The 13,013-nt window shown below is 54.0% G+C and carries 10 protein-coding genes and 2 tRNA genes; 7 read left to right on the top strand and 5 right to left on the bottom strand.

Annotated features, from left to right (window positions below; genetic code table 11):
* Positions 1 to 202: 202 nt before the first annotated feature.
* Together FLS37_RS05270 and FLS37_RS05265 are read left to right on the top strand one after the other, a co-directional pair.
* Positions 203 to 1,723: a methyl-accepting chemotaxis protein gene (locus FLS37_RS05270; RefSeq protein ID WP_157314910.1), complete on the top strand. Its 1,521-nt coding sequence runs from the start codon at positions 203 to 205 to the stop codon at positions 1,721 to 1,723.
* A 145-nt stretch (positions 1,724 to 1,868) separates the two neighbouring features.
* Positions 1,869 to 2,078, top strand: coding sequence for a hypothetical protein (locus FLS37_RS05265; RefSeq protein ID WP_157314909.1), 210 nt, complete (start codon positions 1,869 to 1,871; stop codon positions 2,076 to 2,078).
* A gap of 132 nt (positions 2,079 to 2,210) precedes the next feature.
* On the opposite strand, the gene FLS37_RS05260 is transcribed toward FLS37_RS05265, so the two are convergent.
* From FLS37_RS05260 to gloA, 4 genes are all read right to left on the bottom strand, one after another.
* Positions 2,211 to 2,981, bottom strand: coding sequence for an inositol monophosphatase family protein (locus FLS37_RS05260; RefSeq protein ID WP_157315109.1), 771 nt, complete (start codon positions 2,979 to 2,981; stop codon positions 2,211 to 2,213).
* A gap of 266 nt (positions 2,982 to 3,247) precedes the next feature.
* On the bottom strand, positions 3,248 to 5,722 hold the full coding sequence (locus FLS37_RS05255) for a phosphoketolase (protein ID WP_232522497.1): 2,475 nt from the start codon (positions 5,720 to 5,722) through the stop codon (positions 3,248 to 3,250).
* Between the two features lie 431 nt (positions 5,723 to 6,153).
* The gene (locus FLS37_RS05250; protein ID WP_157314908.1) at positions 6,154 to 7,554 is read right to left on the bottom strand and encodes a sodium:proton antiporter; all 1,401 of its coding nucleotides are present in this window, start codon (positions 7,552 to 7,554) and stop codon (positions 6,154 to 6,156) included.
* Positions 7,555 to 7,627: 73 nt separating this feature from the next.
* Positions 7,628 to 8,008: a lactoylglutathione lyase gene (gene gloA, locus FLS37_RS05245; RefSeq protein ID WP_157314907.1), complete on the bottom strand. Its 381-nt coding sequence runs from the start codon at positions 8,006 to 8,008 to the stop codon at positions 7,628 to 7,630.
* A 157-nt stretch (positions 8,009 to 8,165) separates the two neighbouring features.
* Here gloA and FLS37_RS05240 point away from each other — a divergent pair.
* Positions 8,166 to 8,241 (top strand) — tRNA-Lys (locus FLS37_RS05240).
* A gap of 19 nt (positions 8,242 to 8,260) precedes the next feature.
* Positions 8,261 to 8,333: transfer RNA gene (locus FLS37_RS05235), tRNA-Lys, on the top strand.
* 57 nt (positions 8,334 to 8,390) lie between these two features.
* Here FLS37_RS05235 and rtcR read toward each other — a convergent pair.
* Entirely contained in the window at positions 8,391 to 9,980 is a 1,590-nt protein-coding gene (rtcR, locus tag FLS37_RS05230; RefSeq protein ID WP_157314906.1) for an RNA repair transcriptional activator RtcR, read from the bottom strand.
* Between the two features lie 363 nt (positions 9,981 to 10,343).
* On the opposite strand from rtcR, the gene FLS37_RS16740 reads away from it, so the two are divergent.
* The 3 genes from FLS37_RS16740 (at position 10,344) to FLS37_RS05220 (ending at position 13,013) form a co-directional block, all read left to right on the top strand.
* A complete protein-coding gene (locus FLS37_RS16740) occupies positions 10,344 to 10,613 on the top strand; it encodes a hypothetical protein (protein WP_198314493.1) in 270 nt (89 codons plus the stop codon).
* The gene (locus tag FLS37_RS05225; RefSeq protein WP_157314905.1) at positions 10,591 to 11,727 is read left to right on the top strand and encodes a slipin family protein; all 1,137 of its coding nucleotides are present in this window, start codon (positions 10,591 to 10,593) and stop codon (positions 11,725 to 11,727) included. The genes FLS37_RS16740 and FLS37_RS05225 overlap by 23 nt, the downstream gene beginning before the upstream one ends.
* A gap of 65 nt (positions 11,728 to 11,792) precedes the next feature.
* Positions 11,793 to 13,013, top strand: a complete 1,221-nt coding sequence (locus FLS37_RS05220) for an RtcB family protein (protein ID WP_157314904.1) — start codon at positions 11,793 to 11,795, stop codon at positions 13,011 to 13,013.

Raw genomic sequence — 13,013 nt, 5'->3', positions numbered from 1 at the left:
ACTGACATTGCCAGCAATACCCAAAGCAGTATCTGGCGACACCATCCCACTAACACGATTCACTCCACTCGATGTGCAGATGGTGACAGCTGGGCTGTGGCTATCGTGGCACGACTCTGTCAGCAAAAAGTAGCGGATTTTCTATACTCCATGAGCGCTTGCTAATCCGGGTAGCGATCGCAATCAAACTAAGGGGTTTTGTATGGCATGGTTTTCCAAACTTCGTCTGATGAGCAAACTGATCGTCTCCTTTCTGGTGGTGGCCACCATCGCCTTGCTGATTGGCGGCATCGCCGTCAAGGAGCTGAAGGTCATGACGCAATTGATGTCCAGCATGTACGCCGACCGGCTAGTACCGATTCGTGATTTGTCCAAGGTAGAGACGCAAAATCTGCACCACTATCGCCGCCTCTACGTGGCCATCATGTTTCAGAACAAAGAACGAACACTTGATTTGCTCAAGCAAAATGCTGCCACCGAACAGGCGCTGGACAGCCTGTTTACCGCCTATGAAAACACCCTGCTGATCGATGAAGAAAAGCGCCTGATCACCGAATACAAACAGCAATTGCCCGCCTATCGTGCGTCAGCCAAAAAAGTGACCGACCTACTGCTGGCGGAACAAGTCGCCGACGCACAGCACGTCATCAGCAATGAAACCCGACCTCTGTATGACGCGCTGGCGGCGACAATCGGCAAGCTGATCAAGGTCAATGACGACTACGCCACGCAGATGGACCAGGAGTCCCGCAGCACCGCCGAGCAAATGGTGCAGCTGATGATCGGCCTGATGCTGGGTGGTTTTGTGCTGGCGGTGGTGATCGGCCTGTTTGTCACCCGCATGATTATGCGTCAAGTGGGTGGCGAGCCCAGCGAAGCCGTAGCCGTGCTGCAGCGGGTGGCAGATGGCGACCTGACTGTACGCGTGAATCTGAACGCCAACGATCACAGCTCGATGCTCTTTAGCATCCAGCAAATGGTCAGCAAGCTGACCAGCGTGATTGGTGAAGTCACCCAGTCGGCCAATGCGCTGGCGTCAGCATCCGAAGAAGTCAGCGCATCGGCGCAAACCCTGAGCCAGAATTCGTCCGAGCAGGCGGCCAGCGTTGAGCAGACCAGCGCGGCGGTCGAAGAAATCAGCTCAACCATTTCGCAAAACGCCGACAATGCCCGCATTACCGACGGGATGGCGAGCAAATCGGCCAGCGACGCTGGCGATGGCGGCGAAGCGGTAAAGAAAACCGTCATCGCCATGCAGCAGATCGCCAATAAAATCAGCATTGTTGATGATATTGCCTACCAGACCAATTTGCTGGCGCTCAATGCCGCGATTGAAGCAGCACGCGCTGGTGAGCACGGCAAAGGCTTTGCGGTGGTCGCTGCCGAAGTGCGCAAGCTGGCCGAACGCAGCCAGATTGCGGCCCAGGAAATCAGCGAGCTGGCGAGCAATAGCGTGACGCAGGCGCAAAACGCCGGGCATTTGCTCGATGAAATGCTGCCGTCGATCCGCAAAACGGCTGATCTGGTGCAGGAAATCTCCGCCGCCTCACGCGAGCAAAGTAATGGCATCGACCAGATCAATAGCGCCATTAGCCAGCTGGCGCACACCACCCAGCTTAATGCCTCGTCATCGGAAGAGCTCTCGGCCACCGCCGAAGAGATGAGCACGCAGGCGATCCATCTGCAGGAAACGGTGGGCTTTTTCCGCGTCGGCACCCTCTAAACCCGGAGCCTGCCTCCAGCGCCCATTTCGCGGCCACGCGGTTGGCGGCTCTGGAGCGCAGCGCAGCAAACCCGGCCGCCGTCGCAGCACGCTGGCCGGGTTTGCTACGGTCAGGTTTGCTACAATCACGCCAAAGGAGAACAGCATGGGCATTAATCAGGCCAAGCAGGATGCCAAGGCACTCAAACAGGCGATGCAGGAAGCCGGGCATATGGAAGACGAGCTGATCAATTCGCAGCGGCGCAAAGCGCTGAACGAAGCACTGAGCCAGCGCAAACAAAGCGGCCGCGAAGCCGCCGCGCAGCGCTATCTGGATAAACAGGAAGTCGAACAGCTTAAACGCAAAAAGAAATAAGCCGCCCGCAGCGCTGACGCACACACTGCGCTGGCCCTGCGAAATGGCTTAGGCCAGTCAATCGAATGGAATCATCAAGGCTAAGGGTATATAGCCAGAGAGCGTAACCAGAAAGACCTTCAAGACCATACCCTACTTGTTTTTCTGCACCCACGCCATCCAGCTGGTGAACAGGCTGGGCGTGCGCGCGGCGATGGCGCTGCGGTGCCACGGATTTTCATCCCAGTAATCATCGTGAAACAGCGCGCCGACCTGGCCGCCCGCTTCAAGCAGAATCAGCACGCCCGCCGCGTAATCCCACAGCTTTTGCGCGCCATGCAGCATCACATCGGTGCGCCCGGCGGCCAGCCAGCACCAGTCAATGGTGGAGGCGCCAAAGTTGCGGTGGCTGTGATAGGGGTTAACAGTCACGACGCGCGTGGCCAGATGGCCAGAGAGCCATTTGGTCTCAATCGACGCCATCGCGTGTTTGAGCACTTTATCATCGCCCAGTAGCGGCAGACGCTCGCTATTAAGCCACGCACCCTGCCCGGCTTCGGCGGCAAAGCATTCATCCAGCACCGGGATATATACCACGCCCAGCACCGGTCTATGGTCGCGATATAAGGCAATCGAGACGGCAAAGTAGGGCAGGCCATGCGCGAAATTGCTGGTGCCATCGATCGGATCGACAATCCACAGCCCGGCCGGATGCGCATGCCACAGCGCTTCCTGCTCGGTCTGGCTCATTTCCTCACCGAGTACCGGGCAATCAACCAGCTGGGGCAGCAGGCGCTGCAAGGCGGTTTGCGCAGCCAGATCGGCTTCGGTGAACAGGCTGCCATCGTGTTTGAGTTCAGCCACTACTTTTTGATAACGCGGCATAATCTCGCTCGCGGCCACTTCGCGGGCGATCTGGATCAGGGCTTGCAATGAGGGGCTGGGAACTTTATTCACGAATCATCTCTTTGTGAGTGCAACAGCAAAAGCGCCCACGCAGTCCCGCCTTGCGTGGCGGGGTGGCCTTGGAGCAACACTTTTGTTCATCTACTGCCGGGGTACGACCTTGTAAAGGGATAGTTTACGGGGAATGCAGGCCAAAAAAAACCCGCGCTGATGATTCAACGCGGGTTTTTCTATTTTCAATGACCTCATCTGTAGGGCGGGTTTCTTAACCCGCCGCATTCAGATTAATAAGGCCATTTCCAGTCTTTCACTTCTGGCATGTCATCGCCGTATTTCGCGATGTACTGAGCGTGTTCAACCAGTTTGTCAGTCAGTTTTTGACGAACATGGGCACCGATTTTTTGCAGTTTAGGTACACGGTCGATCACGTCGATTGCCAAGTTGAAGCGGTCCAGCTGATTCACCACCACCATGTCGAACGGCGTCGAAGTAGAGCCTTCTTCGATGTAACCACGAGCATGGATGTTAGCGTGGCCGTTACGACGGTAAGTCAGACGGTGGATCAACCATGGGTAGCCGTGGAAAGCAAACATCACTGGTTTGTCAGTCGTGAAGATCGCGTCAAATTCGCGGTCTGACAAGCCGTGAGGGTGCTCTTCTTCAGGTTGCAGCGTCATCAAATCGCACACGTTAACGAAGCGGATTTTCAGATCCGGGAAGTGTTGACGCAGCATATCAGTTGCAGCCAAAGCTTCCATCGTCGGGATTTCACCCGCACACGCCATCACTACATCTGGCTCGCCGTCTTGGTCATTAGATGCCCAATCCCAGATACCCAGACCTTTAGTTGCGTGTTTGATCGCTTGGTCCATAGTCAGGTATTGCAGCGCTGGCTGTTTACCGGCTACAACCACGTTCACATAGTGACGTGAACGCAATACATGGTCAGTCACCGACAACAGTGTGTTCGCATCAGCTGGCAAGTAAACACGGATCACTTCAGCTTTTTTGTTAACCACGTGATCGATAAAGCCTGGATCTTGGTGAGAGAAGCCGTTGTGGTCTTGACGCCATACGTGTGAAGTCAACAAGTAGTTCAATGACGGAATTGGTTTGCGCCAGTTGATGTGACGCGTGGTTTTCAGCCATTTAGCGTGCTGGTTAAACATTGAATCGATCACGTGGATGAACGCTTCGTAGCAGCTAAAGAAACCGTGACGACCCGTCAAGTTGTACGCTTCGAGCCAACCTTGGCAAGTGTGCTCAGACAAGATTTCCATGACGCGGCCATCTTGTTGCAGGTTGTCATTCTTGTTCACGCCGTCCACTTCGAAGTGGTTAGCCAACCAGGTTTTACCAGAGTACTCAATCGTTGCATTCCAACGGTTAGATGCGGTTTCATCCGGGCCAAAGATACGGAAGTTTTTCTCAGCTTCGTTCTCTTTCATGATGTCGGCGAGGAAGTTACCCATCACGCGAGTCATTTCAGCGTTTTCAGTACCTGGCTTGGCAAACTTCACTTCGTAGTTACGGAAGTCTGGCATTTTCAGGTCTTTAGAAACCTGGCCGTGTACGACTGGGTTAGAGCCGATACGTTTGATGCCTTTTGGTGCCAATGACACGATGTCTTCTTTCACCGAACCATCCGCATTAAACAATGTGTCTACATTGTATGAACGCATCCAGTTTTCCAGGTTGATCACATTCTCGCCGTCGATATCAGAGAATGGCACCTGGTGGCTGCGCCAGTAGTCTTCTACTTTTTTGCCTTTGATTTCTTTCGGGCCAGTCCAGCCTTTTGGCGTGCGCATTACAATCATTGGCCAACGTGGGCGAGTGACTGGTTTGCCAGCGTCTTTTTCAGCAATCGCAGCAGCGCGGATTGCAGCGAATTTATCCATACACAAGTCCATTGCCGCAGCCATGTCTTGGTGGATTTGGACGAAAGTTTCTGGTTGGTCGTTGAAGGTTTCGTTTTTCAATTCAACGAAGATTGGCTCATAGCCGTAACCCGTGAACAGCGCAGTCACTTCTTCTTTGTCCATACGGGCAAGAAGCGTTGGGTTGGCAATTTTGTAGCCGTTCAGGTGCAAGATTGGCAATACAAAACCATCATTGATCGGGTGGATGTATTTAGTCGAGTGCCAAGAAGCAGCCAATGGGCCAGTTTCAGCTTCACCATCACCCACAACTGCGATCACAACTTGGTCTGGATTGTCCAAAGCCGCGCCGTAAGCGTGTGATACTGAGTAACCCAACTCGCCACCTTCGTGCATAGAACCTGGCGTTTCAGGAGCTACGTGCGATGGGATGCCGCGTGGGAAAGAGAATTGTTTGAACAGGCGTTGCATACCTGCTTCAGTACGGTCGATGCTTGGGAAAAACTCTTCGTAAGAACCTTCCAGCCAGGTATTCGCAACGAAACCAGGGCCACCATGGCCAGGGCCAGTGATGTAGATCATGTTCACTTCACGCTCGGTGATGATGCGGTTAGCGTGAGCAAAAATGAAGTTCAAACCAGGTGTAGTACCCCAGTGGCCCAACAAACGTGGCTTGATGTGCTCGCGTTTGAGCGGCAATTTCAGCATTGGATTGTCGAGCAAATAAATCTGACCAACAGACAAATAGTTCGCCGCCTGGAAGTAGCGGTGCATTCTATCTAATACGCTTGGAGATAACGGTTGAGCCACGGTAACACCTCTTATATGGGTTGTGTTTGTGATTGCTGGGTAAAAGGCTTTTGCTTGCTTTCCCTTCACCCGATGAAGCCAGTATACGGAGTGTTGGCTGGCCGCTACTGATACAAATCAAATCCTGCGTCGGCTTTTAGGCCCCAGAAGCTCGAATGCTTGATACAGCGCAAAAATCCGGGCGATTTCTGTAATTTTATTACTTGGCCAGTGGCGTTTTTTGCCACCAGATACAACAAATTGCACCAATACCCATCCTGCCAAAACTGCCCAATCTCGATGGGTGTAAAGGTAGGGGCAAGCGCAGCACCAAGCTGGGAGCACGAAAGCCACCTACAAGCGGCCCACTCTATCTTTTACATATTTCACTGCGATTGCTGTCGTAGAATACGAACTAAAATTGCAAATAGGCAAGGTAGTATTGCCACGCATAAAAAAAGCCCACCATGGCTGGTGGGCTGGGCTGAGCATAACTAGAGCGGGCTGGCCCGCTTAAACGCTTAGTAGTGGAAAAAAACCATCGTCATAATCACGCAGACCGGCAGCAACAGGCAAACTGACCAAGCCATATAGCCAAAGAAGCTCGGCATTTTGATCCCGCGATCTTCTGCCACGGCTTTGACCATAAAGTTGGGCGCATTACCGATATAACTCATCGCGCCCATAAAGACGGCACCGCAAGAAATCGCCAAGAGCGTTGAAGCATATGGGCCCATCATATGCGCGGCATCGCCGTGCGCCAGATTGAAGAACACCAAATAGGTCGGCGCATTGTCAAGGAATGCCGATAGCAAACCGGTCATCCAGAAATACATTGCATCATGCGGCGTGCCATCCGGATTGCTCACCAAAGCCACCAGGCCGCCCATTGCACCATCAGTGCCAGCCCGCAAAATCGCAATCGCTGGTGCCATGGCGATAAAGATCCCGGCAAACAGCTTGGCCACTTCCAGAATCGGTCCCCAGTTAAAATCATTGCCCGCACGTACTGGTGCCGGGGTGATCTTGAGCGAGAGTAGGCCAATCAGCAGCAGGCCAAAATCGCGAACCAGGTTTTGCAATTGCAGATGCGAGCCCAGTACTTCAAAGCTCACGCCAGGCTTCCAGATGCCGGACATCACCACCAGCGCGATAATGCCCCCCAGCAGGAAGAAATTGCGTTTGCCATAGATTTTCAAGGCACTATCGGGTGTTTTATCACGCGGCAAAACGCCTTCTTTGTTGAAGTAGTAGCTATCAATCGCGTAGAACATCGCCAGCAGCAATACACTCATCAGTAGGACAGGAGCCGCCATATGCTCGACCGTCCACATGAAATCCACGCCTTTCAAAAAACCCAGAAACAGCGGCGGATCGCCCAGTGGCGTTAAACCACCGCCCACGTTAGCGACTAAGAAGATAAAGAAGACTACCACATGAACGTTATGCACCCGGTTATCATTGGCTTTCAAAATCGGGCGAATCAGCAGCATCGCCGCGCCAGTCGTTCCCATTACAGATGCCAGCACCGTACCCAGCGCCAAAATACCGGTATTGAGCTTGGGCGAGCCATGCAGATTACCCCAGACCAGAATTCCGCCCGACACGGTGTACAGTGCAAACAGAATCAAGATAAAGGGGATGTATTCTTCCAGAATCGCATGGGCAATCACCCCTGTTGTTGGCCCGACACCCGCGTACAACGCAAACGGCAGCACAAACAAAGCGCCCCAGAATGCCGCGATCTTGCCAAAATTTTCGTGCCAGAAATGGGGCGCGAAAATGGGAAACAGCGCTATCGACAGCAACAGGCCGGCAAACGGAATGACCCAGGTTAGCGACATGCTGCTGCCATCCAGCCCAGCCGCCATTGCCACGCCGGGCAGCAGGCTGAGCAAGAGCAAAGCTAATTTAAGCTTCATCTAATTTCACCTATTAAATAAACAGGTATATATCCATAGGCCATATTAATAAAGGCCTACAAATATATACCCATTAGGGTTGAATAAACTCGATTTTGTAACCATCCGGGTCTTCGACAAAAGCAATCACCGTGGTGCCATGTTTCATCGGCCCCGGCTCACGAATTACTTTGCCACCCTTGGCACGTACCGCCTCGCATGTTGCCACAATATCGTCGGTTTCCAGTGCAATATGGCCATAACCAGTGCCCAAGTCGTAAGCCGGCGTATCCCAGTTGTGAGTCAACTCCAGCACCGTTTGTTCCGCCTCCGCGCCATAACCGACAAAGGCTAGCGTAAAACGACCCTCCAGATAATCCTTGCGCCGCAATAAGCTCATCCCCAGCACCTCGGTGTAAAACGCAATCGAGCGTTCCAGATCACCAACGCGCAACATCGTATGTAAAATCCGCATGATTTTTCCTTTTTTTCAACAATAGGGCGGTAGTTTACCGCGAGCCAGCGCGGCTAGTCGCGCGGCATAATGCCAAAGCCGGGCAAAATTTCTGCAGATTAATCGTTGACAGGCGCGAAAATAACCTTATAATGCGCATCTCTGTATGTGACGACGCGGGTCGGTAGCTCAGTCGGTAGAGCAGCGGACTTTTAATCCGTTGGTCGAGGGTTCGAATCCCTCCCGACCCACCATCGCACACACAAGACCTCTGGGTCGGTAGCTCAGTCGGTAGAGCAGCGGACTTTTAATCCGTTGGTCGAGGGTTCGAATCCCTCCCGACCCACACGAATTAAGCAAAAAGCCTCAACTTCGGTTGGGGCTTTTTGTTTTTCCGCGCCAGTCAGCGCGTACCTTTCACGCTCGCCCAATCCAGCCCAAACCGCGCCAGATATTTGCGTAGCCGGTCGGCGTCATTGCTTTTGGCTTTTTCCTGCCGCGAGATATTGAACAAGCGCCGCCCGGCGTCGGAGAGCGAATCGGCGGCCTGGCACACCTGAATCACCCGCTCGAGTTGCAGCCGGTCAAACAGATCAAGCTCGCTAGCGCGCTCACCCAACACTACATCAATCACGCCTGGCGAGCTAAGCTGCCAGGACAGGCGCAGCCGGTCGATTTCCTCATCGGCCTGCGCCAGCGTAATGCGGCCATTTTCTGCCAGCGTCGCCATCCGCGTCACCGCGGCCGACAGTTCGCGAAAATTGCCCGACCATTTAGCTTCCGCTGAAGCAGCAAATTTCAAGAACCGCTGCTTAGCTTCTGAATTAAACCGCACTTGCTCGCCCTGCTCTTTGGCAAAGCGGAGCAATTCAAAATCCAGATTGGGCTCCAGATCTTCGCTGCGCTCTGCCAGACCGGGTAGCTCGTACAGCCACAAATTAATCCGCGCATACAAATCCTCGCGAAATTTACCCTCAGCCACCCACTGTTTTAAATCGCGCACCGTCCCGGCAATCAGCTGAAAATCACTGGTGACTTCCTTATCACTACCAAAAGGGAAAAAGCGCTTTTCCTCGATAGCTTTGAGCAGCATGGCCTGCTCGTCCAGACCCAGCTCGCCGATTTCATCCAGAAACAGCAGCCCGCCGTCAGCACTGCGCAGCAAGCCTGCGCGCTCGGTTTGTGCGCCGGTAAATGCGCCTTTCACATGCCCGAACAAAGTCGACATCGCGCTATCGCCGCGTAGCGTGGCGCAATTGACTTCGACAAAGCGCCCGCTGATTTGATGGCGCGCCACCTTCATTTCATAAATTCGCCGCGCCAGAAACGATTTGCCTGCGCCCGTTGGCCCGCACAGCAAAATCGGCGCTTTCGAGCGTATCGCGACGCGCTCGATCTGCTCGATCATCCGGTTAAAGCGCGGGTTACGCGTGGCAATGCCTGATTTTAAAAACGACACCGCTTCGTCGCGCACTTGGGCAAAGCGGCTGGCAATTTTGTTGTAGCGCGATAAATCCAGATCAATCAGCGTGTATTTGCCCGCTACGCCATCGGTTTCGCGCTTGCGCGGCGGCGAAGTTTGCACCAGCCGCGCGGGGAAGTAGCAGGCCTCGGCCAGCAGGAACCAGCAAATCTGCGCCACGTGCGTGCCGGTGGTGATGTGGATCAGATAATCCTCGGCTTCAACATCAAACTCATAACTGCGCCCAAAATCGTGCAGGCAGGCATACACCTCCTCGAAATCCCACGGATCGCTCAGATTCACCTCAACACTCACCACCTCGGTTTCGGGCGACACCTGCGCAATATCCTGCTTCAGGCGCTCGAACAGGCTTTTGCTGCGGCTATCGTGCAGCAGCTCGATCCGGCTGATCAGCACATCATCGTGCTGGCACAAACCGATTGTTGGCCGCCACTTTTCCCAACGCTGACTACCCCGCCCGGCAAAATCCAACACCGTGCCAACAAAGCCAAACACCACTGTGCGCTTCATATTTTTATCTTTTTAGATAAATGACGATCTGATTATATCGTCATTCTCCGATCAATCCAGATGGAAATATGAGGCCAATGCTAGATCAAAACGGATATTTTCATTAAAAATCAGTGCATTGAATAAATTAAAAATCCAAAAATCCAAACTGGCACAGCCGTTGCTATTAATTAGCCATGCAGATCGGCTCTGACCGGCAACAGGTAGCGGCTCTCACCCCGCTCCGGTACTGCTGGCGTTTTGCCAGTGGGTATACCGCCCGATGATCTCCTGCATAACGGTGATGGCAATGGTTTGCGTTATCCGGGTTCGATTCCCGGTTCACCACCTCTGGATAGCTCAGACTGGATAGAGCCTCGGTTGATGAAACCGATTGTCGCGGGTTCGACTCCCGCTCCACGCCTGCAAGGGCATACGAACGAAACACGCAGTACCCGGTGTGGCGCATTGAGCCACCGCAGCAATGCCGCCGGTGTCCGGTTCTCCGCGCATCAGCGGGAACAACAGGAAATGCCGCAATCTTGGGCTGCTCCCCTTGTTCCTGCCCATGCGCTGGTCAACCGCACATCCGCACTGCGCTGCAGCCGGGTTTTAAATAAGGAGAATAAAAATGTGGCAACGCTTTCAAGTTAAAAAGAACGAACGTGGCCTGTTGCTGCGCAACGGAGATGTACAAAAACTGCTGGAACCCGGTGAATTTCATCTGTGGAACTGGCCCAAACGCTATACCTTGCTGACCTTTTCGCTCGACGAGGCCGCCTTTACCCACGCGCTGGCCGATTATCTGTGCCGTAATGAGGCCGCATTGGTCGAGACGCATTTCCAGCGTGTCGAGCTGGCCGACCACGAAGCGGCGCTGCGCTATGAAAATGGCGTACTGGCTGAAATCCTGCTGCCCGGCTCACGCCAGCTGTACTGGAAAGCCGCCGCGCCGCAAACTTTTGAGCGCATCGACTTGCGTACGCAATTTGAATTGTCGCCTGCGGTGCTGGCAACGCTGACGCAGGCCGCGCTGCGCGCCAAAACCATACGCAACAACAACACCGTGCTGCAGGTGCAAGTGCCGGAAAGCCATATCGGCCTGCTGCATAGCAACGGCCAATTCCAGCGCCAGCTCAAGCCTGGGCGTTATGGCTTCTGGCGTTTTGGCCGCGAGCTGGCCGTTGAGCTGGTCGATACCCGCCAGCAAACCGTCGAAGTGAGCGGGCAGGAAATCCTGACCCGGGACAAAGTTTCCTTGCGGCTCAATCTGGCGGCCAACTGGCAGTTGACCGATATCGAGCTGGCATTTACCCAGCTGCCCAAGCCTGTGGATTTTCTGTACCGCGAATTGCAGTTTGGCTTGCGTGCAGCGGTGGGCACCCGCACGCTGGACGAATTGCTGGAAAACAAACAACTGATCGACGACGTGGTCGCTGCGCATATGCGCACCCGGCTGGCCGGATTGGGGATGTGCATACACAGCGTGGGCGTGAAGGATATTGTGCTGCCCGGCGAAATGAAAATGCTGCTGGCACAAGTGGTCGAGGCCGAAAAAGCCGCGCAGGCCAATGTAATCCGCCGCCGCGAAGAAACCGGCGCGACGCGCTCGCTGCTCAATACCGCCAAAGTGATGGAAGACAACCCAACCGCGCTACGGCTGAAAGAGCTGGAAACGCTGGAAAAACTGGCCGAACGGATCGATAAAATCTCGGTTTTTGGCGGGTTTGATCAATTGCTCAACGGCATGATCAAGTTAGGTAAATAGGGGTATATCCCTGCAGGTATTACCCGAAATAAGCCACAACAATATACCCCTACAAAGGAAAGAGCATGAGCAAGTTTGATATTTTGCAAGTACAAAACGGTAAGCCCATCAAGCTGTGGACCAGCGGCGTTCCGGTCGAAGACGAAGCACGCGAGCAGTTGATCAACACGGCCAAAATGCCGTTTATTTTTAAACATCTGGCCGTAATGCCCGACGTACATCTGGGGAAAGGCTCCACCATCGGTAGCGTGATCCCCACGCACGGCGCAATTATTCCTGCCGCCGTTGGTGTTGATATCGGCTGCGGAATGATGGCGGCGCGTACCACGCTGACTGCCAGCGATTTGCCCGACAATCTGGCCGGATTGCGTAGCGCGATTGAAGCCGCTGTACCGCATGGTCGCACCAATAGCCGCGCGGGCCGCGATAAAGGTTCGTGGGATACGCCACCCGCGTCGGTCGACACGATGTGGGGTGAGTTGCATGAAGGCTTCAAGCGCATTACCGATAAATACCCGCGCTTGAAAAACACCAATAACCATAAGCACTTGGGGACTTTGGGAACGGGAAACCACTTTATCGAAGTGTGTCTCGATGAAGAAAACCGCGTCTGGTTTATGTTGCATTCCGGTTCACGCGGGGTAGGGAACGCGATTGGAACGCACTTTATCGAATTGGCGCAGGCCGATATGCGCTCGCACATTGCCAATTTGCCGCATCGCGACTTGGCTTACTTCACCGAAGGTAGCCAGCATTTTGACGATTACGTCGAAGCCGTGGGTTGGGCGCAAGATTTTGCGCGCCGTAACCGTATGGTGATGATGCAAAACGTCATCGCAGCCGCGCGCAAAATCATCACCAAACCGTTTGCTGCCGATGTGGAAGCGGTGAACTGCCACCATAACTATGTACAGAAAGAAACGCACTTTGGTAGCGAAGTACTGGTAACGCGTAAAGGCGCGGTGTCGGCACAGAAAGGCCAGCTGGGGATTATTCCGGGTTCGATGGGAGCGAAAAGCTTTATCGTGCGCGGGCTAGGAAATGAAGAATCATTCTGTTCCTGCAGCCACGGCGCCGGTCGCACGATGAGCCGAACCAAGGCGCAGAAACTGTTTACCGTGGAAGACCAGATCAAAGCCACCGCGCACGTCGAATGCCGTAAAGACGCAGCCGTGATCGACGAAATCCCGATGGCATACAAAGACATCGACGCCGTGATGGCCGCGCAATCCGATCTGGTCGAAGTCGTGCATACGCTGCGTCAGGTGGTGTGTGTGAAAGGATAG

It is taken from the genome of Chitinibacter sp. GC72 (genome assembly GCF_009760905.1).
Taxonomy (GTDB): Bacteria; Pseudomonadota; Gammaproteobacteria; order Burkholderiales; family Chitinibacteraceae; genus Chitinibacter.
This window is presented reverse-complemented; position numbering and strand designations above follow the sequence as displayed.